This is a genomic window from Gluconacetobacter diazotrophicus PA1 5, from assembly GCF_000021325.1.
GTDB lineage: Bacteria > Pseudomonadota > Alphaproteobacteria > Acetobacterales > Acetobacteraceae > Gluconacetobacter > Gluconacetobacter diazotrophicus.
On the sequence record NC_011365.1, the window covers coordinates 3,752,501 to 3,774,259 of the forward strand.

The 21,759-nt window shown below is 62.1% G+C and carries 19 protein-coding genes, 1 tRNA gene and 2 rRNA genes (1 of these 22 running past the window's edge); 19 read left to right on the forward strand and 3 right to left on the reverse strand.

Going from position 1 to position 21,759, the window contains the following annotated elements; genetic code table 11:
* From GDIA_RS17240 to GDIA_RS17260, 5 genes are all read left to right on the forward strand, one after another.
* Window positions 1-1,646, forward strand: a 23S ribosomal RNA gene (locus GDIA_RS17240) (it extends 1,095 nt beyond the left edge of the window).
* Between the two features lie 113 nt (window positions 1,647-1,759).
* A 5S ribosomal RNA gene (rrf, locus tag GDIA_RS17245) occupies window positions 1,760-1,875 on the forward strand.
* 38 nt (window positions 1,876-1,913) lie between these two features.
* A tRNA-Met gene (locus GDIA_RS17250) sits at window positions 1,914-1,990 on the forward strand.
* A 121-nt stretch (window positions 1,991-2,111) separates the two neighbouring features.
* Window positions 2,112-3,398 carry an ATP-grasp domain-containing protein gene (locus GDIA_RS17255; protein ID WP_012554948.1) on the forward strand — a complete coding sequence of 429 codons (1,287 nt, stop codon included), beginning with the start codon at window positions 2,112-2,114 and terminating at the stop codon, window positions 3,396-3,398.
* A gap of 225 nt (window positions 3,399-3,623) precedes the next feature.
* Window positions 3,624-4,601, forward strand: coding sequence for a MotE family protein (locus GDIA_RS17260; protein WP_012554949.1), 978 nt, complete (start codon window positions 3,624-3,626; stop codon window positions 4,599-4,601).
* A 78-nt stretch (window positions 4,602-4,679) separates the two neighbouring features.
* Here the strand turns inward: GDIA_RS17260 and flhA are convergent, their stop codons facing one another.
* The gene (flhA, locus tag GDIA_RS17265) at window positions 4,680-6,875 is read right to left on the reverse strand and encodes a flagellar biosynthesis protein FlhA (RefSeq protein ID WP_012554950.1); all 2,196 of its coding nucleotides are present in this window, start codon (window positions 6,873-6,875) and stop codon (window positions 4,680-4,682) included.
* Between the two features lie 281 nt (window positions 6,876-7,156).
* On the opposite strand from flhA, the gene GDIA_RS17270 reads away from it, so the two are divergent.
* Both GDIA_RS17270 and GDIA_RS17275 read left to right on the forward strand, forming a co-directional pair.
* Window positions 7,157-8,749 (forward strand): tetratricopeptide repeat protein, encoded by a 1,593-nt coding sequence (locus GDIA_RS17270; protein ID WP_012554951.1) that lies wholly within the window; start codon window positions 7,157-7,159, stop codon window positions 8,747-8,749.
* The gene (locus GDIA_RS17275) at window positions 8,713-10,332 is read left to right on the forward strand and encodes a tetratricopeptide repeat-containing glycosyltransferase family protein (RefSeq protein WP_244410137.1); all 1,620 of its coding nucleotides are present in this window, start codon (window positions 8,713-8,715) and stop codon (window positions 10,330-10,332) included. Before GDIA_RS17270 ends, GDIA_RS17275 begins: the two co-directional genes overlap by 37 nt.
* Here the strand turns inward: GDIA_RS17275 and GDIA_RS17280 are convergent.
* A complete protein-coding gene (locus GDIA_RS17280; RefSeq protein WP_244410139.1) occupies window positions 10,329-11,159 on the reverse strand; it encodes a transglycosylase SLT domain-containing protein in 831 nt (276 codons plus the stop codon). The two genes, GDIA_RS17275 and GDIA_RS17280, sit on opposite strands and share 4 nt — an antisense overlap.
* Window positions 11,160-11,475: 316 nt before the next feature.
* On the opposite strand from GDIA_RS17280, the gene GDIA_RS17285 reads away from it, so the two are divergent.
* From GDIA_RS17285 to flgC, 7 genes are all read left to right on the forward strand, one after another.
* Window positions 11,476-12,543 carry a flagellar basal body P-ring protein FlgI gene (locus GDIA_RS17285; protein ID WP_231854308.1) on the forward strand — a complete coding sequence of 356 codons (1,068 nt, stop codon included), beginning with the start codon at window positions 11,476-11,478 and terminating at the stop codon, window positions 12,541-12,543.
* Between the two features lie 5 nt (window positions 12,544-12,548).
* The gene (locus tag GDIA_RS17290; RefSeq protein ID WP_012554955.1) at window positions 12,549-12,875 is read left to right on the forward strand and encodes a rod-binding protein; all 327 of its coding nucleotides are present in this window, start codon (window positions 12,549-12,551) and stop codon (window positions 12,873-12,875) included.
* Between the two features lie 50 nt (window positions 12,876-12,925).
* Complete coding sequence (locus GDIA_RS17295; protein ID WP_244410141.1) at window positions 12,926-13,291, forward strand: hypothetical protein; 366 nt, start codon at window positions 12,926-12,928, stop codon at window positions 13,289-13,291.
* Window positions 13,292-13,393: 102 nt separating this feature from the next.
* Window positions 13,394-14,113: a glycosyltransferase family 25 protein gene (locus GDIA_RS17300; protein WP_012554957.1), complete on the forward strand. Its 720-nt coding sequence runs from the start codon at window positions 13,394-13,396 to the stop codon at window positions 14,111-14,113.
* Window positions 14,114-14,172: 59 nt separating this feature from the next.
* Window positions 14,173-14,667, forward strand: a complete 495-nt coding sequence (locus tag GDIA_RS17305) for a hypothetical protein (protein ID WP_012554958.1) — start codon at window positions 14,173-14,175, stop codon at window positions 14,665-14,667.
* Between the two features lie 160 nt (window positions 14,668-14,827).
* Window positions 14,828-15,247 carry a flagellar basal body rod protein FlgB gene (locus tag GDIA_RS17310; RefSeq protein ID WP_012554959.1) on the forward strand — a complete coding sequence of 140 codons (420 nt, stop codon included), beginning with the start codon at window positions 14,828-14,830 and terminating at the stop codon, window positions 15,245-15,247.
* A gap of 13 nt (window positions 15,248-15,260) precedes the next feature.
* Window positions 15,261-15,668 carry a flagellar basal body rod protein FlgC gene (gene flgC / locus GDIA_RS17315; protein WP_012554960.1) on the forward strand — a complete coding sequence of 136 codons (408 nt, stop codon included), beginning with the start codon at window positions 15,261-15,263 and terminating at the stop codon, window positions 15,666-15,668.
* 278 nt (window positions 15,669-15,946) lie between these two features.
* On the opposite strand, the gene GDIA_RS17320 is transcribed toward flgC, so the two are convergent.
* A complete protein-coding gene (locus GDIA_RS17320; protein WP_012554961.1) occupies window positions 15,947-16,930 on the reverse strand; it encodes a flagellin in 984 nt (327 codons plus the stop codon).
* A 291-nt stretch (window positions 16,931-17,221) separates the two neighbouring features.
* On the opposite strand from GDIA_RS17320, the gene GDIA_RS17325 reads away from it, so the two are divergent.
* The 5 genes from GDIA_RS17325 (at window position 17,222) to GDIA_RS17345 (ending at window position 21,689) form a co-directional block, all read left to right on the forward strand.
* Complete coding sequence (locus GDIA_RS17325; protein ID WP_012225082.1) at window positions 17,222-17,563, forward strand: flagellar hook-basal body complex protein FliE; 342 nt, start codon at window positions 17,222-17,224, stop codon at window positions 17,561-17,563.
* 8 nt (window positions 17,564-17,571) lie between these two features.
* Window positions 17,572-17,847: a flagellar biosynthetic protein FliQ gene (locus tag GDIA_RS17330; RefSeq protein ID WP_012225085.1), complete on the forward strand. Its 276-nt coding sequence runs from the start codon at window positions 17,572-17,574 to the stop codon at window positions 17,845-17,847.
* Between the two features lie 34 nt (window positions 17,848-17,881).
* Window positions 17,882-18,694, forward strand: a complete 813-nt coding sequence (locus GDIA_RS17335; protein WP_012225087.1) for a flagellar biosynthetic protein FliR — start codon at window positions 17,882-17,884, stop codon at window positions 18,692-18,694.
* Window positions 18,695-18,723: 29 nt separating this feature from the next.
* Entirely contained in the window at window positions 18,724-19,800 is a 1,077-nt protein-coding gene (locus GDIA_RS17340; protein ID WP_012225089.1) for an EscU/YscU/HrcU family type III secretion system export apparatus switch protein, read from the forward strand.
* 179 nt (window positions 19,801-19,979) lie between these two features.
* Window positions 19,980-21,689, forward strand: coding sequence for a flagellar hook-basal body complex protein (locus GDIA_RS17345; RefSeq protein WP_012225091.1), 1,710 nt, complete (start codon window positions 19,980-19,982; stop codon window positions 21,687-21,689).
* Window positions 21,690-21,759 lie beyond the last annotated feature (70 nt).

The window sequence follows — 21,759 nt, forward strand, 5'->3', positions numbered from 1 at the left end:
AGAAACCCTGCGCCGAAAATGTAACGGGGCTCAAGCCACGTGCCGAAGCTGTGGGTGCATACTTTGTATGCGCGGTAGCGGAGCGTTCCGTAGGTCTGTGAAGGAGACGGGGTGACCCTCTCTGGAGATATCGGAAGTGCGAATGCTGACATGAGTAGCGACAAACAGTGCGAGAAACACTGTCGCCGAAAGTCCAAGGGTTCCTGCGCAAGGTTAATCCGCGCAGGGTGAGCCGGCCCCTAAGGCGAGGGCGAAAGCCGTAGTCGATGGAAACCGGGTGAATATTCCCGGGCCTGCCAGAAGTGACGAATGCAATATGTTGTCGGGTCTTAACGGATTGATCCGGCTTTTGGCGCATTCCAGGAAATAGCTCTGGCATATAGACCGTACCCGAAACCGACACAGGTGGACTGGTAGAGCATACCAAGGCGCTTGAGAGAACGATGCTGAAGGAACTAGGCAAATTACTCGCGTAACTTCGGGATAAGCGAGACCCATCGTTGGGCAACCATCGGTGGGTGGCACAGACCAGGGGGTAGCGACTGTTTAGTAAAAACACAGGGCTGTGCGAAGTCGAGAGACGACGTATACGGCCTGACGCCTGCCCGGTGCCGGAAGGTTAAGAGGAGGTGTGCAAGCACTGAATTGAAGCCCCGGTAAACGGCGGCCGTAACTATAACGGTCCTAAGGTAGCGAAATTCCTTGTCGGGTAAGTTCCGACCTGCACGAATGGCGTAACGACTTCCCCGCTGTCTCCAGCATCGGCTCAGCGAAATTGAATTCCCCGTGAAGATGCGGGGTACCCGCGGTCAGACGGAAAGACCCTATGAACCTTTACTGCAGCTTTGCAGTGGCATCAGAGACATTCTGTGTAGGATAGGTGGGAGGCTTTGAACCCGGGGCGCCAGTTCCGGTGGAGCCATCCTTGAAATACCACCCTGACTGTTTCTGATGTCTAACCGAGACCAGTAAGCCTGGTCCGGGACCCTGCATGGTGGGCAGTTTGACTGGGGCGGTCGCCTCCCAAAGTGTAACGGAGGCGCGCGATGGTGGGCTCAGGTCGGTCGGACATCGACTGTTGAGTGCAATGGCATAAGCCCGCCTGACTGTGAGAGTGACAGCTCGATCAGAGACGAAAGTCGGCCATAGTGATCCGGTGGTCCCGCGTGGAAGGGCCATCGCTCAACGGATAAAAGGTACTCTAGGGATAACAGGCTGATCTCCCCCAAGAGTCCACATCGACGGGGAGGTTTGGCACCTCGATGTCGGCTCATCACATCCTGGGGCTGGAGCAGGTCCCAAGGGTTCGGCTGTTCGCCGATTAAAGTGGTACGTGAGCTGGGTTTAGAACGTCGTGAGACAGTTCGGTCCCTATCTGCCGTGGGTGTTGGAGACTTGAGAGGATTTGTCCCTAGTACGAGAGGACCGGGATGAACAGACCTCTGGTGCACCGGTTGTCGCGCCAGCGGCACAGCCGGGTAGCTAAGTCTGGACGGGATAATCGCTGAAAGCATCTAAGCGAGAAACCCACCTCAAAACCAGGTCTCCCCGAGGGCCGTGATAGACCATCACGTCGATAGGCCAGATGTGAAAGCGCAGCAATGCGTGCAGCTAACTGGTCCTAATCGCCCAACAGGCTCACTCACACCGCCTGCCCAGCAGGCAACACACATGCACAGCAATCATCCACACAACACACTCACCTCTCACCGCACCAACCTCACACGCCCAATAACACCCCACAGGGTGGACTGGACGACCTGGTGGCCATGGCGGGGATAGACCCACCCGATCCCATCCCGAACTCGGCCGTGAAATGCCCCAGCGCCTATGATACTGCGTCTCAAGACGCGGGAAAGTCGGTCGCCGCCAGGTCTTCCAGTCCACCCCTCACAACACACACACCACACCAGCGCGGGGTGGAGCAGCCCGGTAGCTCGTCAGGCTCATAACCTGAAGGTCACAGGTTCAAATCCTGTCCCCGCAACCATATTGACTTGGAACCCCCCACCGCCCAAACAGGCTGTGGGGTTTTTGCTGTGCTAGGCACAGGCCCCGCTATACGGCCGCAATCGAAAATACTGTGCGAACCGCGAAGGTTGATTTCCTGAATGTCCCTGCTTGACACATCCCCCGGCGCCGCCGGCGCGCTGGTGCTTTCCGATAGCGAAGAGCAGGGGGCTGCGCCCCCATTGCTGGGGCTGGCGGAACTGTTTCGGACGGCCTTGCAGGAAGTGGACATTGCTCGTCATGTGCCGGGATTGATCGCGCGCGCCGAACGCGAGGCCGATGCCTACGCGCTGCTCGACCTGGCCTTGATCCATCAGTTGCGTTTCCAGAAGGAAAGCGGCCTGGCCATCCTGGACGAGGCGCTGAAACTGCGGCAGGTGTTCCGCATTGCCAGCGGCGGTGATCAGGCACTCCATCTGCTGGTCATCAAGACGCCGGGTGACCTGACGGCGAACACGCCGCTGGAATGCATCCTCGAAAACGCGGGGATGACGATCGACGTGCTGTATGTGGGGCCTGGCCTTGCATGGCCGGCGCGCCTGCCGCCCCACGACGTCGTCTTCGTGGCCATTGGCGAGGCGGATTCCCACAGGGCGACGCTCGCCCAACTCGCTGTCTACCTGAAGGACTGGCAACGGCCTGTTCTCAACCGGCCGCAAAATATTCCCCACCTGTCCCGTGCCGAGGCGTTCGACGTGCTTCACGACGTGCCGGGACTGTGCATGACCCCGACCTACCGCATCGATCGTGCCGCGCTGGAGCAACTTGCGACTGGCGCGGTCTCGCGGCCGCACCAGTGGGGCGACCTCCGCTTTCCGATCATCGTCCGTCCCCAGGGCGCCCATGGCGGTATCCAGCTCAGCCGGATCGAGGCGTCTGAGGATATTGCCGTGTATCTGCGGCAAGCCGACGCCGAACAGTTCTTTGTTTCCAACTTTATCGATTACGCCTCGGCTGACGGTCTGTTTCGCAAATTCCGCGTGGTCCTGATCGACGGGCATCCTTTTCTGGCCCACATGGGAATTTCCGAACATTGGGTCGTCCATTATCCCTACAAGGAAATGAAGGCCGATCCGGCCCGGCGGGCGGAAGAGGCGTCCCGGATGGCACGTTTCGATGATGATTTCGCGGTTCGGCACGGTCGTGCCATGGCCGCGATTCATGAACGCATCGGGCTCGACTATGTTGGATTCGACTGCGCGGAAACCCGGGATGGAGATCTGCTGGTTTTCGAATTGTCGAATGCGCTGGTGATCCATGCGGCTGACGACCCCGCGCTGTTTCCTTATAAAATTCCCCAGATGCAGAAAATCTTCCACGCCTTTCGGGACATGCTGTCCGCCAAGGCGCGGCGGAACGGCGAGCACACGGATGCGGCTGGATTATGACGGCAACGATGCAGCCGGATGGAAAAAGGTTTCAGAAAGCTGGGCGAAAGGCTATAGCATGGCTAGACAAGGCGAAGGAGACGGCAGTCGATCCATAGGGGCGAATAAGCCGGACCGCTGAAACAAAAGCGGCATCGGCCTGGTCCGACAGGGAAAGTGTTTGACTTCTTTCTGAGACATTACTTGCTACGCCCGCCAGAAAAACTGCTAGTGGACTAGGTTGAAATGCTGATACCCCGTCTGTCGTTCGGGAAACTTGTGCATATTTCGTCGAGCCTGATGACACTTCTCCTGGCCATGAACATGCATTCCCTTGCCGAATACCTGAGAGATGACGGCACGGAAACGTCCGGGCAGACCCTCATGGGCCAGGCCAAGGCGGCGGAAGGGACATATACCGAGTCGATCGTCGGCGATGCCCGGTCCATGTCCGCCCAGGTGTCCGGCACAGTGTCCGGGGATGTGGCGGCAGCCCGCAAGACGGCCGAGGGATGGGTGTCCCTCATTCAGCCCGGCGGGCATGATGGCGAGGCCACTCAGACGGCTGCGCCTGCCACCGTGCAGAAGGTCGCCGTGTCCGAAGGAGACTGCCCGAAGGATATATCCTGCGTCGGGATGGAAAAGGCGGCGGCTGCGCAGGGCAGCGACACCGACCCCGATGTCAGCAAGGCAGAGGCCGGCCTGGTCAAGGACATCCTGGCGCGCCGATCCAGTTTTGACAGTGAGCAGCGGGACCTGGACGAGCAGAAGCACGTTCTCGAAGCGGCCAGGGTCGCGCTTGACGAGAGAATGCACGAACTCGACATGTCCATGGCGTCGCTTGCCGAAAAGCAGGCGGCCCATCAGGAGACCATGTCGGCCGAAACCGACAGGCTGGTGAAAATATACGAGGAAATGCCTGCAAAGGCGGCCGCCGCTGTCTTCAACATCATGGATATCCACGTGCTGGTATCCGTCGTGAACAAGATGAACCCCCGGAAGGTTTCGGCCATCATGGGGAACATGACGCCGGAGCGTGTGAACCTTGTCTCGCAATACCTGGCCGGTGTGCGGAGTTTCCGCCCTCCCCATGTTTCCCTGGGAAGTGACGGCACGCCGGAGCAGGCGGCGGATGCCGGAGCGTCCGCGACCTGGTGGGCAGGGAACTCCGCGCAGCATCAACGTGACCAGGGTCCTCCGCTGCTGAAGCCTTCCTGGCAATAACCATTCGACGAAAAAAGCCCGGGTTCTGCCCGGGCTTTTTTGTATGCTGTTGGTCCTGTGTGGGAGACGGTAACGCCCTCAGGTGATTGTCGCGACCGTCTTGATGCGAGAGCGCGGATATATCTCGGATTGCGAGAGGACCGAAACCGATGGGCGCACGCGTTCCACGATCGAACGCATGGAATCCCTGACCGGGGTGGAAACGACCACGACGGGGATCTCTCCGCTCGCCGAGACCGTATTGAAGACCTCGCGCAGTTTTCCGACGAATTTGTTCAGCATGGAAGGCGGCATGGCCAGCCGCCGATCGTCGGCCTGTCCGGTGATATGGGCCATGAATTCGGCCTCCCATTCCGCTGACAGGGTAATCATGGGAATGTATCCGGCCCCGCCAACCAGCGCGTTGCAGATCTGCCGGGAAAGGCGAACCCGCACGTGGCCGGTCAGGGCCTGCACGCCACGGAGGCCAAGGCTGCATCCTTCCTGGATGCTCTCGAGGATGGTCGGAAGATCGCGGATCGAGACGCGCTCGGCCAGGAGCGACTGCAGGACGCGCTGGATCGTGCTTAACGGCACCTGCGACGGAATCAGGTCGTTGACCAGCTTCTGCTGCTCACGCGGAAGGTCGTCCAGCAATGTCTGGGTGGCGACATAGGTCAGCAGGTCGGGAAGGTTCTGCCTCACCGCTTCGCTGAGATGCGTGACGATGACGCTAGCCGGGTCCACGATGGTGCATTTCATGGCGACCGCCTTGGGCTTGAGCGAGGGGTCGATCCATACGGCGGGAAGGCCGAATGCCGGCTCCGTCGTTCGGTCGCCAGGAAGGTCCGGCGCGCCGCCGGACGGACTCATGGCCATCAGTTTCCCCGGCTTGACCTCGCCGGATCCGATTTCGATTTCCTTGAGCTTGATGACGTAATTATCCGACGGAAGCAGGATGTTGTCCTGTATCCGCACGGGCGGGGTGATGAAGCCCAGTTCGGTGGCAACCGTCCGGCGTAGCGCCTTGATCTGTTCGGTCAGTTGCGGATTCTCCCCGCTCGTCAGGGGCAGGAGACCGAAGCCGAGTTCCAGGCGCAGCAGGTCCAGCTTGAGCATCTCGGAAATCGGCGGCGCCGTCGGCTGGGGCGAGATCTGGGTGACGTCTCCGTCCCCATCCTTGACGGGGGTCTTGTGGCGCATCCACGCCCCGATGCCGGCCCCGACGGCGATGACGAGGAAGGGAAGGGCGGGCAGACCGGGCATGATGGCGAAGAGGGCCGACAGCCCGCCGGCGACGGCCAGCGGTTTCGGATTGCCGCCCAACTGCCGGACCAGCGTGACGTCGGTCGATCCGTCGGAGCCCCCCTTGGTGACGACGATACCGGCGGCGGTCGACACCAGCAGGGCGGGGATTTGCGAGACCAGCCCGTCACCGACCGTCAGCGTGGTAAAGGTGCTGGCGGCCTCGCTCAGGGGCATGTCATGCCGCAGGATACCGATGGCCAGGCCGCCGACGATGTTGATCGCCGTGATGATCAGGCCGGCGATCGCGTCTCCCCGAACGAACTTGGCGGCGCCGTCCATCGCGCCGTAGAAGGCGCTCTCGTCTTCCAGTTCCTTGCGTTTCGCGCGCGCGGTCCGTTCGTTGATCGCCCCGGACGAGAGGTCGGCGTCGATCGCCATCTGCTTGCCGGGCATCGAGTCCAGGAAGAACCGGGCCGCCACTTCGGCGATGCGTCCCGAACCCTTCGTGATGACCATGAAGTTCACGACCAGCAGGATGCAGAACACGATCCCGCCGATGAAAAGGTCGCCCCCCATCAGGAACCCGCCGAAGGCGGCCACCACATGTCCGGCGGCGTAGGTGCCCTCGCTGCCATGGCTGAGGATCAGGCGCGTGGTCGCGATTTCGAGCGACAGGCGCAGCAGGGTCGTCAGCAGGAGCAGGGTGGGAAACGACGTGAAGTCGAGCGTGCGCTCGAGGAACAGCGCCACCATCAGGACCAGCACGGACGACGTGATCGACAGCGAAAGACCCATGTCGAGGATGAAGGTCGGAAGCGGAATGATCAGGATGGCCAGCAGGACGACCACGCCCAGGGCGAGGCCAACGTCCGTGCCGGGAACCAGGGAACGCCACGAGGTTGCCCGCCATCCCCCGCTTCGCAGCGTCTCGGCCGAAAGGGTCACGTTGCGGGAGGCAGATGAAATCTTCTGTCGCGCTGCGGCCGTTATTTCGGCCAGTCTGCCGCCGCCCGGCTTCTTGACTTCGCTGTCACCGGCGGTATCCAAGAGCCGTGTTTCCTTTCGAGTGGGATGAACCACTGCCCTCTGCCAGGCGCATGGCCAGCGGCTTGCCCGACCATTCGTCTCCGGTCGCAGGGCTGTGACTTCAGGGCCGGAAACTACCGTTATCGCGGGTCCCGGGCAAGGCCGGAAAATGACGGCGACAGGCGTTCCATTGTCTCGAATCTTATGGCCATAATCCCCTTCATGATGACAGGCCATGCGGGAACGCGCGGGAATGATCCCGCGGCTGGCAGGGCGCGCGACGGAAGCGGCAGGGGATCAGGATGCAGGAAACAGAAGCGGTGCCGTCATGTGAAGGCGAGGCGACGCAGTGCTCGGATGCCGACATTGCGCGAGACACCGTGCTGCGCTCTCCGACAGCCGAGAGTTTCAATAACATGGTCGACGGCCTCTTTTTGAAGGGGGAAGTCCTCGAGGCCATTCGTCTGGCTCTTGAGGTGGTGTCCAGGCACCCGGACAACGAGACCTTGGCTCTGGTCGCAGCGACCTTGATCGCGCGGTATACCGCCCTGTACGATGTTGTGGCAACGCTCGCCCGACGTGCGCTGAAGGTGGAGCCGGACAGCGTCGGGGCCCAGACCATCCTCGCGGACGCCCTTGTGGCAGGTGGCGATATCGCTGGAGGATGCGCTCTTTTTGCAGACATGATGGCTCGCTATCCCGGAGAGCGCATCGGTTTATGCGAACATATGTCCTCTTCGCTCGTGGACGCGGGATATCTTCGCGAAGGGTTGGAGATTTTGACCGCCTGGCTCCAGGAAGGAGACGCGAGTTTTTCACTTGCAAACAATATGGCATGCATACTTGATCGTCTTGGTCGCCCCGCCGAGGCTATCCCATGGTACAAGAAGGCCATGGCGATGGAGCCGGAGAACGCGACTGCCACATTCGGATACTCGGTCAGCCTTCTCAAGGCGGGGAATTTTCGGGAAGGATGGGCGCGCTATGCCCAGCGGGTTCCGCTGACCAACGGTGTGAAGTGGTGGTTCATGTCGTTGCCCCGCCTGCGCCCCAGCGATGATGTGGCTGGCAAAAGAATTATCCTCTATCAAGAGCAGGGACTGGGAGATACCCTCCAGTTCATCCGGTTCGTCCCTTACCTGCAGGAGAAGGGCGCGGACGTGACGATCGTGGTCCCGAAGGCTCTCCTGCGTCTTCTGACACAGTCGTTCCCGGGCGCATCCGTCAGGTTGATCGAAGAATTCGGCCAGGAGGTGGAGGATGGCTATAGCTATGCCGCTCCGATCCCGGACCTGCCCTTTATCGGCGGCGTGATGTCCGAAAGCGATATCCCCGCGAATATTCCCTATTTTCGGGCCGATGCCGACGATATTGCGAAATTTGCGGCCCAGTTTCCCGCTAGTCGGCCCCGTATCGGTCTTGTGTGGGCTGGTGAGCGGCGCGGGAGGCCCGAGCTGGCTGCGGCCGACAGGCGCCGATCCACGACCCTTGCCATGATGGGCGAGGCCATAGCCCCTGTGGAGGCCACCCTGGTGAACCTCCAGTTCGGAGTTCGACATACGGAGATCGCAGCGTGGAAAGGCCAGCCCCTGTTCGATCCGATGGGTGGTGTTCGCGACATGGCGGATACCGCCGCCATCATGAAAAATCTCGATCTGTTCATTTCCGTCGATACCTCGCCGTTACATCTGTCCGGCGGACTCGGCTGTCCGACGTGGCTTGTGAGCCGGTGGGATGCATGTTGGCGATGGGGTGCCGAGGGGGATACATCGGCATGGTATCCGACCATGCGTGTCTTCCGCGCGCGGGAGAGAACTTTCGGCCCCGTCCTGTGCGAGGTCGGCGAAGCCCTGCGTGAATGGGTGAAGGACTGGCAACCGGGCAAAGGGGCGTGATTGATTCCGCCCATCGCGATCTACTCTTGCGTGAAAAAACGACGATGCCGCCCCTGGACGTGGATGTCTGGTTGGTCGGATTGTTGCAGTCTCCGACACCCAAAAACCTGACCCAGGTCTGTGAGACCTTCTTCTCGCGGGGGCAGGGCAGGGACGCCGCGCGTCTGGCTCTGGAGGTTGTGTCTGGTCATCCGGACGACGCGGCTCTGGCTCTGGCAGCGGCGGCGCTGATATCGAAGCACACGGCTCGGCATGACGTCGTGGCGACGCTTCTGCAGCGTGTGTTACGCTTGGAGCCGAATCATATCCTGGCGCGGCTCAGCCTGGCGGACGCTCTTGTGGCAGGAGGTGATGTTGCCGGCGGATGCGCAGTGTTTTCCGAGATGATGGTCCGGTATCCGGCAAAGCGCACTGATCTGTGCGAGCATATATCCGTATCGTTCCTGGAGGCGGGATACCCTCTTGAGGCGCTGCAGGTTCTTTCTTTTTGGCTCAAGGAAGGGGAACCCAATGCCGCACTCGCCAATAACATGGGGTGTACACTTCAGCGTCTTGGCCGCTCCGCCGAGGCGATCCCGTGGTACAAGAAGGCCCTGATGCTGGCCCCGGAGAATCCGGCCATCGCCTTCGGATACGCGCTTGCGCTGCTCAAGGCGGGAAATTTTCGGGAAGGATGGGCACGCTACGTCGAGCGGGTCCCGATGACCAACGGCGAGATGTGGTTCCTGTCGCTGCCCCGCCTCCGCCTAGGCGACGACGTGGCCGGGAAGAATATAATCGTCTATCAGGAGCAAGGACTTGGAGACACGCTCCAGTTCGTCCGCTTCGTGCCTTATCTGGTGAAGAGGGGAGCGAAGGTGACGATCGCGGTCCCGGCCTCCTTGGCACGCCTTCTGGCCCTGTCCTTTCCCGACATGTCCATCATCAGCATACTGTCGGATTTCGGCGCGAGAGGCAGTTTCAGCTATGCTGTTCCGATCCCGGATCTGCCTTTTGTCGCTGGTGTGATGTCCGAATGCGACGTCAGTGTGCCTATTCCTTACCTGCGGGCTGATCCCGGCGGGATCGCGAAATTTGCCGCCGCGCTTCCCGCAGGACGGCCGCGCATCGGTCTCGTGTGGGCCGGAGACCGGCGCGTGAAGGCGGAAAATGTTGCCACCGACAAGCGCCGATCCATGACGCTTGCGGAAATGGCGCAGGCCCTGAGTCCCGTATCGGCTACTTTGGTCAGTCTCCAGTTTGGCCCGCCGCGTGAGGAAATTGCCGCATGGGAAGGCCAGAAATTGTGCGACCCGATGGATAGTGTCCGCGACATGGCCGACACCGCCGCCATTATGGAAAATCTGGACCTGGTCATCTCCGTCGATACCTCGCCGCTTCACCTGGCGGGCGCGCTGGGACGTCCGGTGTGGCTCATCAGCCGGCGGGACGCTTGCTGGCGGTGGGGAGACGAGGGAGCCACATCGGCATGGTACCCCACCATGCGCTTGTTCCGCGCGCGGGAAAAATCATTCGCTTCCGTCCTGCGCGAGGTCGGCGCGGCCCTGCATGACTGGGTCGCTGCCTGGAACGCGGGATGCTAACCCGGCTGTGGCGCCAGCCGCCGTGGCGCGGCCAGGGCCACGGGTGCCGCGCGGTATGAAGCCAGTGTCCGTCCCTGCGTGCCTTTTGTGACCGGCCTGTTCGGAGACGGTGGGGCAAAATTCCGGTTGCCGACGAAGGGATGGAACGCCCTGACCGGCGTCGTCGTCATTCCGGCCGGTGCCGCCGCCATGACGGGCTGGTGCGGCGCCAAGGCGGGGACAAGCGGACGGGGGAAGGTCTGTGCCGCGAAATAGGGCGCGGCCCGGGCGTCCTTTCGGGGCGATATCTGCGGGTCGCGCCCGTCCTGCGGAACAGCCCATGCCTCCAGCACCTTCCATTGATAGGGCGTGCCGATGCCGGGCGTCTGCGAATGATAGGCCGCCGCCGCCCGGGGCCAACTGCCCATCTTGTCGTGCAATTTCAGGAGAAAGGTGGCGGCGTAGCGCGCGTTGCGAACAGGATCGAAAGCCTGATCCAGGGTGGAAAAAGCGTCCGGATGCTGCTGGAGGTTGACCTGCATGCAGCCGACATCGATCGACGGGTTTCCCTGCTGGCGGAACATCTGGACGGCGGCGATGGCGTCTTCGCGGGTCATGTAGTAATGCCCGACCCCGTTGACGGTGATGGTCCAGGGCCACGCGGAGATCATGCCGTCCGGTTCCGGCCTTCCGCTTTCGACCCGGCTCATCGCGGCAAGGAATCCATCGGGGATATGCAGTGCCCGCTCGGCCTGTGTCGTCGCCTCCACGCACAGCGAAGCCTGCGGCGAGCGGGCAGAAGCGTTCCATACCGGGTGGACCAGAATGGCAGTCGTGATAAGAGCCATGCGGGACCGGCGACGCAGGCAAGGGATCGGCATGGCGTCCATTCCGATCTCCATATCCAAATTCCGCGCAACCATGAATGTTTTTTTGCCGGCGATCCGTCCCGGCATGGAACAGAGGATGGCCATGGCCATTGAATGTCATGGCCTGGGCGCGTATCCTTGCCGCGAAGCTGTGGCCTGTCCTCGGAAAGTCATGGGCTGAAACGCAAGGGTGACCAGTTCTATGAGGAATCGCCTCAAGGCGACTGTCGGATATCGAGGCGGACTGTCGCGCTGGAGTATCCTGCTGGCCGCGGTGGCTCTTCTGGTAACCGGGATGGCCCCGATGTCGTCAGCCAGAGGCGAGCAGGTCAGGATCAAGGATATCGTCGATTACGAAGGCGTGCGGGACAACCAGCTCGTCGGCTACGGTCTCGTCGTCGGTCTGAACGGGAGCGGCGATCGCCTGACCAACACGATCTTCACGCGAGAGACGCTGATCAGCATGCTGAACCGGCTGGGCGTGAATATTCGCGACCGGGAAATCCAGTTGCAGACGCACGACGTGGCCGCCGTGATGGTCACGGCCACACTGCCGCCTTTTTCGCATGGCGGCGGACATATCGATGTCACCGTTTCCGCTGTGGGCGATGCCCGCGCTCTGACCGGCGGCACCCTGCTCGTGACACCGCTCCAGGCCGCCGATGGCGAGGTCTATGCCGTGGCCCAGGGCTCGCTGGTGACGAATGCCTTCACCGCGACCGGCCAGGCTGCCAACGTCACGCGGAATATCCCGACCAGCGGCCATATCGCCAACGGTGGCGTGGTCGAGCGTGAGGTTCCGGTGATGCTCGGGGAAAAGGGCTTCATCCGGCTTTCCTTGTACAATCCCAACTTCACGACGGCGACACGGATCGCCGATGCCATCAACAGTCATATCGGCCGGGGCATCGCCCGGGTCGATGATCCCCGGACGGTCGCGGTCAACCTGACGGGGCGCGATCCGTCGCAGACGCTTTACCGGATCGGCGACCTCCTCATCGAACCTGATACCATGGCCAAGGTCGTGGTGGACGAGGCCAGCGGCACGATCGTGATGGGCGACAACGTGCGTATCACCACGGTGGCGATCGCCCAGGGCAACCTGACCATCCAGATCACGGAGACGCCGCAGGCCGTCCCGGCGGCCCCCTTCACGAACGGGCAGACCGCGGTCGTGCCGCGAACGCAGATCACCGCCAGCACCGACAGTACGCATCGTCTCGGGATATTGCGCGAGGGCCCGACCCTTGCCAGCCTCGTGGGCGGCATGAATGCACTGGGCATGGGGCCACGGGACATGATCAGTATCCTGCAGGCCATCAAGGCCGATGGCGCCCTGCAGGCGGATCTGGAGGTAAGGTAGGGAACATGAGCATCGGAAGCATCGCGGCCTCGCTGTCCTCCGTCCAGCAGCAATTGTCGCCCGCGCCGTCCGCCAAGGACACCCGCACGGCGGAACAGGCGCACAAGGCCGCCGTCGAATTCGAGGGATTGACCATCGGCGAACTGATCCAGCCGATGTTCGACACCGTCGACACCACGAACGACATGTTCGGGGGGGGGGCGGCGGAATCGCAGTTCCGGTCGCTCCAGGTGTCGGAAATGGGCAAGAAGATCGCCAATTCCGGTGGGATCGGCCTGGCCGACAGCGTTTATCGGCAGATGCTGGCCATGCAGGAAAAGGCCCAGTCATGATTTTCTCCCGGGCTGGATCGGGCGCGCGTCTCCTGCATCACTTTCGGCGGGTGTGTGCCGCGCTGGAAAAGGAGAATCACCTTCTGGCCGCCGGGAAACTGAAAGACGTGGCGGCCATGCTTCCGATGAAGCAGAAGGAGATGGCGGCGCTTGAAGACGCGTTGTCCGCCAATGAGGGCGATGCCGAGCAGAAGCGTGCGCTGGCCACCCCGGATCTGGAAGAAGCGGCAAGACAGTTCGGCGCCCTGGTGCGTACCAATCGCAAGCTTCTGAAGAATGCGATCGACGCCCAGAATGCGGTGATCAGACTGATCGTGGACGCGGCCCAGGCGTCATCCGCCGGGTACGTCTCCTCGGGTCATTATGGGGCGGATACGATCGCCTCGGGGGCGCTGAGATTGCGCAGCGACGTCTGACGACATACCCAATCAACGACGCGGCGGGGATCATCGTCCGGCCCGTCATCCCCGCATGTGCCTACGGCGGCGCTGCGCGTATCTTCATGGCAGGAATCCTACATGCGTAAATTCTTCATCAGCCTCGACCGGACTCCGGAGCGGGCCGAGCGGTTCCTGGCCGCCAACGCCCATGTGCCGGGGTTCGAACGCTCCCCTGGTGTCGATGGCGAGACGATGGATATCGACGCGATGAAGGAGATGGGGCTGGTATCGGACGCGTGTACGTTCACGCGCGCGGCGCTGGGCGCCGGGCTTGCTCATGTCGCGCTATGGGGGAACGTCGCGGAAAGTGGTGTCCCCGCATATATTTTCGAGGACGATGCCTATCTCTGCCGCAACTTCGAGCAGGAAAGCGCGCGGATCATTGCCGGCCTGCCGGTGGATTGGGAAATCATCCTGTGGGGCAACAACCACCGCGGCATGACCCTGTTCGAGCTTCTGCCGGGAATTACGCAGTGCTTCGCCATCGTCCCCCAGGCCTCCGTCAGAGAAGGCGTCGATGCCTTCCGGGAGATGGACGTGACGACTCTTCCGTTCAGGCTGACGGAGACCTTCGGAACGTGCGGCTATGCGATTTCGCCGGCCGGCGCCAGGAAGATGATCAAGCGCTGTCTTCCGCTGACGACGGTGAAGGTTCCTCATGTCTGCCTGGGGGGGCGTATCCTTCAGGCGACCGGTATCGACACCCTGATGAATCGCCACTACGCGCAGTTGAAGTCCTATGTCAGCTTCCCGCCGCTGTGCCTGACCGACGACGAAGCGGTCAGCATTGATGCCTGACATGGATGATCGGGCCGTGGGGCCGATCACGATGCTGCTCCGGGACGGAGGATAGCCAGATGGGCGAAAGCAGTCGTTGCAGCGGCCGCGCCGCAAGGCCGCGTTGCCATGGTGCGTTGGTCGCGGTCGTGCTGCTCTGCACGGGCGCCGCCGGATGCTCATCGCCGGCCAGGCCTTATCTGGAGAAGGGAATGGCGTTGTCGCAGGCAGGCTTCGTTGCACATCCGGCGGATACGACGGCGCGCTACGCCATGATGAACACACTTCCTCCGGGCCAGCTGACGTACCGCCCGTCCTCAATGGGGCCGATCTATCTCTATGCCGATCCGGTCGGTTGTGGCTGCGTCTATATGGGCTCGGAATCCGCCTACAGGACGCTGCGCGGGACGGCGGCAACCAAAAATGGACGCAAGGCGGCATCGGTCCAGCAGGATCTCGAGGCGATGGTGGCCGAGAACCGGCGTGATACCGCCCTTTGGGACTGGAGCGCGTGGTCGTCGAACGCCGACCCGGGCGGCGACCAACCGCGGCATGTGATCGGCGGATATTGGTGAGCGTGGGCTGTGGCGTCGCTCGCCTGTCGTGACGTTTTTGGAATGGTCTTCCGGAAACGGCCTTGTGCGGCCGGGGCAAGTATGGCTATCCAGTCTACTGGACTATTGAATGCTGTTCAGGCCGTGGTGTCACCACGGAAAGAAATGGAAGTGATGTCGTATGCTGGAAGCATTGTCCCAGGCCGCATCAGCCAACGGCGGGACGGATCTGCTGGGTTTGGCCAAGGATCGGCTGCACTGGCTTGAAGCCCGTGAGTCCGTCCTCGCGGGCAACGTGGCCAATGCAAACACACCTGGATACGTGCCGAAGGATATGACCCCATTCCAGGGCGTCCTGCAGGAACAGATGGGCATGACGCTGGCCCAGACCGAACCGGGTCACATGGCCGGCCAGGGCGGCAGTGCCAGGACGGATCGGACCGGTGGCTCCGCCTCCCCTGACAAGAATGAGGTCAGTCTTGAGGCGGAACTTGAAAAGGTAGCCGATACAAGCGACCAGCAGCGTTTCGCGACGAACGTGTACAGCCTGTATATGTCGATGTACTCGACCGCCCTGGGCACGGGCGGATCGACTTCGTAGGCGGGAGGCAACCATGGATTTCTCGGACACCATAGGGGTATCCGCCGCCGGGATGCGCGCGCAGGAAGAGCGGCTGCGGGTCGCGGCTGAAAACCTTGCCAACAAGGACACGACGGGCTCGACCCGCGGTGCCGATCCCTATCGCCGTAAGACCATTACGTTCCAGGCGACGCTGGACCAGGCTTCCGGCGTCTCCAGCGTGAAGGTCAAAGGGATCGGGCAGGATAATACGCCCTTCCAGACGAAGTACGACCCGTCACACCCGGCGGCGGACGCCAAGGGCTACGTGAAGATGCCGAACGTGAATTCGATGGTCGAGATCATGGACACGCACGAAGCACAGCATTCGTACGAGGCCAATCTGAACACCATGCAGATCTCCCGTTCGATGGCGACGCGCACCATCAACCTCATAAAGTAGGAAAGCCTCGGTACCGCAATCCGCGGACGGCGGCCGGGTCGGCAATCCGGGGCCGGGAGGAAGCATTGCTTGCCGTGCGATCAGGCTGGCAGGCGCGATAATACCCGATCAGCAAGGACAGTGATGCTTCTGAAGGAGGGCCGGGCTTTTGCCTGGCCTGGCAGTGCGTTGACGTCCTGTCACATCTCTCGTTCGCCGTCGCCTTACGGCAGGACAAAAAAAATACCCCCGGCCGAAGCCGGGGGCACTTTCTGCGTAATACCGTAATCGGAAGACGATTACTGGAACAGCTGCAGAATGTTCTGGGACTGGCCGTTCGCGATCGTCAGGGACTTGATCGCCAGGGACTGCTTGGTCTGCAGCGAGGTGAGCTGCGCGCTCTCGGCGGCCATGTTGGCATCCGTCAGCGCACCGACACCGGCGGTCAGATCGTCCGAAACGGTCGTGCCATAGGTGGTCATGCTGGCGATCAGGTTCGAGGCATTGCCGAGCGTCGAGGTGACGTTCGTCATCGCGGTGATGGCGACCTGCACCTGCTTGATCATTGCGGCCACCTGATCGCTGACGGTGCTGCCGAAGGCAGTGGAGAGCGAGCCCGTGCCGCCGGAATACGTCACAAAGACGTTCGCGGTCGCGTTGGCGCCGGCCGAACCGCCCATCGCCAGGCCCAGCGCTTCCGACATCGATGCGGTCGCCGATCCCGAAACCGTCACGCCGGCGACTCCGCTTCCGATCGCGGCTGCGATCGTGGAGTTGAAGCCCGAGACGGATTGCGTATCGCCCTGCAGGCCGGTCACGTAGTTCAGGGTCTGGCTGGTGATCCCGCGGCCATCCGTCGAAGCGCCGGCCAGCAGGTTCACGCCGTTGAAGGTCGCGTTACGGGCGATGGTGTCGATCTGCGCCAGATAGCCCGTGATTTCGGTCGCGTCCTGACCGAGGGAGGTCGGGGAGCCCGAATCGTTGCCCAGGTTGGTGATGGCGCCCTGAAGACCCTGGAGCAGCGTAATGATCTGGTTGGCAGCGTCGGAGGTGCCGCTGACGACCTGGGCGGCGAAGGACAGGCCGCTGTTCACGGCGGTCTGGCCGGCGATGTTGCCGCTCATCTGCTGGGCGATGCCGAAGGCGGCCGGGCCGTCGGCGGCGGTCGCGACCGACTTGCCGGTGGATACGGCGTTTTCCGTCTTGCTCAGCGACGTCTGCGTGGCGTCCAGGGTCTGGAGCGCGATCATCTCCGACGTATTGGTGTTGATGGAAAGGCTCATGTTTTTTCTCCATGTCGAGTCGGGCTAGACGCGCGCTCTTCCAACGCCAGTAGAGCCGAAAATGGTAAAGAGAAGGTTAGCTGCATGGTCTTTTTTAAGGCTTTCATGGAAAAGCCCGCCGGTCCGGATGGCGCCGGTGTTGCCATTCGATGACGAGGCGGCATTTCGATGCATGGTATAAGGAGACTGGCCTTGTGATCAGTGCATGGCTGGGTTATTCCCAACCCAGGCAATTGGCAGGAGCGCGCTTCCGGCCTCTTGGAGAGGTCGGCAGGGAAGGGCGCGGACATCATGATCAGTGACATCGCCACACGCAGTCTCGATGCGGTCAACGCCTACGGGCTGACTCAGAAAACGATGCAGGCGTCCGCCGACACGCAGGACGCCGACCCCAACGCGCAGTCCTCCGACGTCGTGACCGGTTTCAGCGATGCGCTGAACAGCGCGATCAAGGGCGCCATCAAGACGGGAAAGACGGCCGAAGCGCAAACCGCGGTCGGGCTGTCCGGGAAGGGGAACCTGACGGACATCGCGACCTCGGTCGAGGAAGCGAAGCTGACCCTGCAGACCGTTACGGCGGTCCGCGACCGTGTCGTCCAAGCCTACCAGAACGTCATGCAGATGACGATCTAAGCCCGTTTATGCATCATACGGTCGACATTCACGATATCCTGCGCCAGACGCTGATTGTCGCCGTGAAGATGGGGGCTCCATCCCTGCTGGCGTCCCTGTGCGCCGGCGTGCTCGTTTCGTTGTTCCAGGCCATGACGCAGGTGAACGAAGCGACGCTGTCCTTTGTGCCGAAGTTCGTCGCGGCCATGGCCGCTCTTCTGCTGACCGGGTCGTTCATGTATTCCACGCTGAATACATACGCTCACGTCATTTTCGACCAGATGGTCATGGTCGGCGGTTCGTGACAGGCGGCCGCGCACGGATGATCGCCGCGCCGGAATGACGGGCGATCCGTCCTTTCCTGGCGGATCGTTGCCAGTTCTCGCCACCATGTTCCTCGTCGTCCTGTGCCGTGTCAGCGCCCTGGTCATGGCGGCTCCCGGCCTGGGCGAGACGACGTCCCCGATGCGCGTCAGGGCCGGGATCGCGGTCTCCGCCACCGTCGCCATCCTGCCGGTGGTCCAGGATCGGCTCGTGGAGGTATCCGGGACGGCGTTGCGCATGCCGTCCGTGGCGATCGCGGTAGTCGTCGGCGAATTGCTGTGCGGGGTCTTCATCGGATGGCTGGCGCGGCTGGTGACCATGGCGATCAGTATCGCCATGCAGGTCGTTGCCGTTTTTACCGGCCTGGCCAGTGTGCTCCAGCCGGATTCCGAACTTGGCGCGTCGAGTACCGCGATCAGCCACATGGCATCGATGCTGATCCCCGTCATTTTCCTTTCAACGGGCCTTTATGCCTTGCCGCTGGCTGCGATCACGGGGTCGTACAGCCTGTTCCCGCCGGGCCATATGCCCATGGTCGGCGACATGGCCAGGAGCGTCACGGAAGCCACGTCGCAGACATTCGCGCTGGCGCTGCAACTGGCCGCGCCGTTCGTCCTGATCGGGACCTTGTGGCCAGCCATGCTGGGCGTGTTGAACCGGCTTCTTCCATCGATCCAGGTCTATTCCATCGCCATGCCGGCACAGTTGCTGGGTGGGGTCATTCTCCTGGCCATGCTGATCCAGGTGATGACGGGCGTCTGGCAGGAAAGGGTGGCCGATCTGCTCGTGGCTCTGCCTGGCACCGGCGGCAGTCCGCCGCACCACTGAAACCGCATTGATTTAGGGCACGCACGCACATGGCGGAAGGATCGGGCGGTGGCGAGAAGAGCCAGGACCCTACCGGGAAAAGGCTGGAGACCGCGCGGGAAGAGGGAAACGTCGCCCAGTCGCGCGAATTGCTGATGCTTGCGATACTTGGCGGGTTTCTGCTGGTCTTTACCATGGCGACCGCAGACTCGGCGCGCAGGTTCGTCGCCCATGTGGGTGGCACCATGGAACATTTCGACAGCATCCCGACGGACATGACGTCGATTTACCGGATCGCGGTCCAGACGGCCCTGGAAGGGGTGCTGCTGGCGGCCCCGCTTGTGTTTACCGGTTTCGTGGTGACCATCGCCTGCGGAATGCTCCAGACGGGGTTCCTGTATCGTCCGCAGGCCATTCTTCCGGATATCACGCGTCTTTCGCCCATGCGCGGCCTCCAGCGCATGTTCGGCATGACCAACGTGGTGGAGATGCTCAAGAGCCTGACGAAGTTCGTCGTGTTCGGGGTCGTTCTCTACGCCGTGGCGAAGGGGACGCTGCATGTGGCGCCCGAGGCCGAGCGGTGGTCCATGCTCCGTCTCGTCTCGGAACTTTCCTCGTGGTTCGCGTATGCCGTGCTGGTCGTCCTGCTCGTGCAGTGCGTCATAGCCATCCTCGACGACCTCTGGACGCGCTATCACCGGATCGTCGGGCTGCGCATGAGTTTCCAGGACATCAAGGACGAGTTCCGCCAGACCGAGGGCGATCCGAAGGTGAAGGGGCGGCTCAAGCAGATGCGCCGCCGGCGTGCCCGGCGGCGCATGCTCCAGGCGGTCAAGACCGCCACGGTCGTCATCACGAACCCGACGCATTACGCCGTGGCGCTGTCCTACGAAAGCGGGGCGGACAGTGCTCCGAAGATAGTGGCCAGCGGAACCGACGAACTCGCGGCGCGCATCCGCCATGCCGCGGAGGATGCAAAGGTCCCCGTGGTCGCGAACCCACCGCTGGCCCGCGCGCTCCATGCGCTTCCACTGGATTCCGAAATCCCGTCGGAATATTTCCAGCCCGTCGCGGCGATCATCGCCTATGTCATGAAGCTCAAGACTCCCGGTGCGCGCGCTCCATAGAAAGGCCATGGCCTGTTGCCCCGTTCTTGACGGCCTGCTGCCTGCCTGAGGCGAAGGAAAACCTTGCGTTTCGCGAGGTGCATGCTACTCAAGCCATAGTGAGGGCATAGGCCATTCCATCGGCGTTCATGGAGCATTGCCTTCGGACGGTAACAGCGCGCACAGAACGAGGATGGCTTATGTCAGTTTTCAACGCCCTTTCGACGGCTGTCAGCGGGATCGACGCGCAGTCGACGGCCTTCACGAACCTCAGTAACAACATCGCCAACAGCCAGACCGTCGGCTACAAGGCCGAATCGACGTCCTTCCAGGATTTCGTGGCCGGATCGCTGACGTCGAGCACGGCGTCCAGCGATATTTCGGATTCGGTGGCTGCCGTCGACGTGCAGAATGTCGGCGCACAGGGGACGGCCTCGGCCAGCACCGATACCCTGGCCATGGCCATCAACGGAAACGGGCTCTTCGACGTGTCCGAGGAGACAGGCCAGGCGACGTCCGGCACGACGCAGTTCGAGAATACGCAGTACTACACACGAAACGGCGAGTTTTATGAGAACAACGAGGGCTACCTGGTCAACACGACCGGCTATTACCTTGACGGCTACATGGCTGACAGCAATGGTTCCCTGGGAAACACCCTGACCCAGATCAACGTCGCCAACGTCTCCTTCCGCCCGACGGAAACGACGACCATTACGCAATCCGCCGCCGTGGGCACGATCCCGAGTGATTCGACCTCGTATACAGCCCAGTCGTATTCGACATCTCCGGTCACGACGTATGATGCCGATGGCAACGCCTCCAAGGTCGCACTGACCTGGACCCAGAGTTCGACCAACCCTCTGGTCTGGACGGTCAGCGCCTATGATGCCGGCGGCACCGGCAAGGTTGCCTCGAACAGTTTTGAGGTGACGTTTGACAGCAGCGGTGATCTGGCTTCCGTCACGGGCACCAGCGATGGCTCCAGTTATACGTCTTCGACGTCCAGCGGTGCCTCGGTTGATCCGACCATTACGCTGACCTCCAATGGCGTTGCGCAGACGATCCGTCTTGATCTCGGCACGATTGGCGGAACCAGCGGCACGACGATGGCGGCGTCCAGCGGTACGGCAAGCGCGAGTGGGGTGACCAGCCTGTCGGCGTCAGGGACAGCGCTCTCGATGGCGACGACCACGCTGGGTACGACCACCGGATCGGGGCAGAGCTATATGACGGCGCCGACGGACGTCAACAGCGTGCCCGTGTCGGCCGTGTGGAGCCAGACATCTGCCAATCCTTCGACGTGGTCGGTTTCGTTGGTCGATCCGTATGGTGGTTCCGACGTCAGTTCAGATACCTACAGCGTCGTTTTCAATTCCAATGGCACGGCGCAAACGGTTACTGATACGACGACTGGCGCGACGACCACGCTGTCCAGCCTGAGCGCGACAGTTAACGGTAAGGCCTACACCCTGGATGCCAGCGCGGCCTCTTTGTCCACGACCGCGCTGACCACCAATACGGCGCTGACCAGCGACAGCGTGACCAGCGGCACCTACGAGGGGGCCGAAATCGAGAGCGACGGCTCCGTCATGGCCGAGTTCAGCAACGGCGACACGCAGTTGATCGGCAAGGTCGCGCTCAGCACGTTTGCCAATGTCGATGGCCTGAATGCGGTCACCGGCCAGGCTTATACCGCCACGGCGGCATCCGGCGCGGCGCAGACGGGCACCGTCGGGTCGAATGGAACGGGAACGCTGGAAGTCGGCTATGTCGAATCCTCGACGACCGACCTGACCAGCGATCTGTCCGCCCTGATCGTGGATCAGGAAGCGTACTCGGCCAATACCAAGGTCGTCACGACTGCTGATGACCTGCTCCAGGCCACCATCTCGATGAAGCAGGGCTGATGACCATGCCCGGCCCGCGCGGGAGCGCGGGCCGGGCATGAAGTCGAGTAGCCTTCAGAGGGTTTCCAAA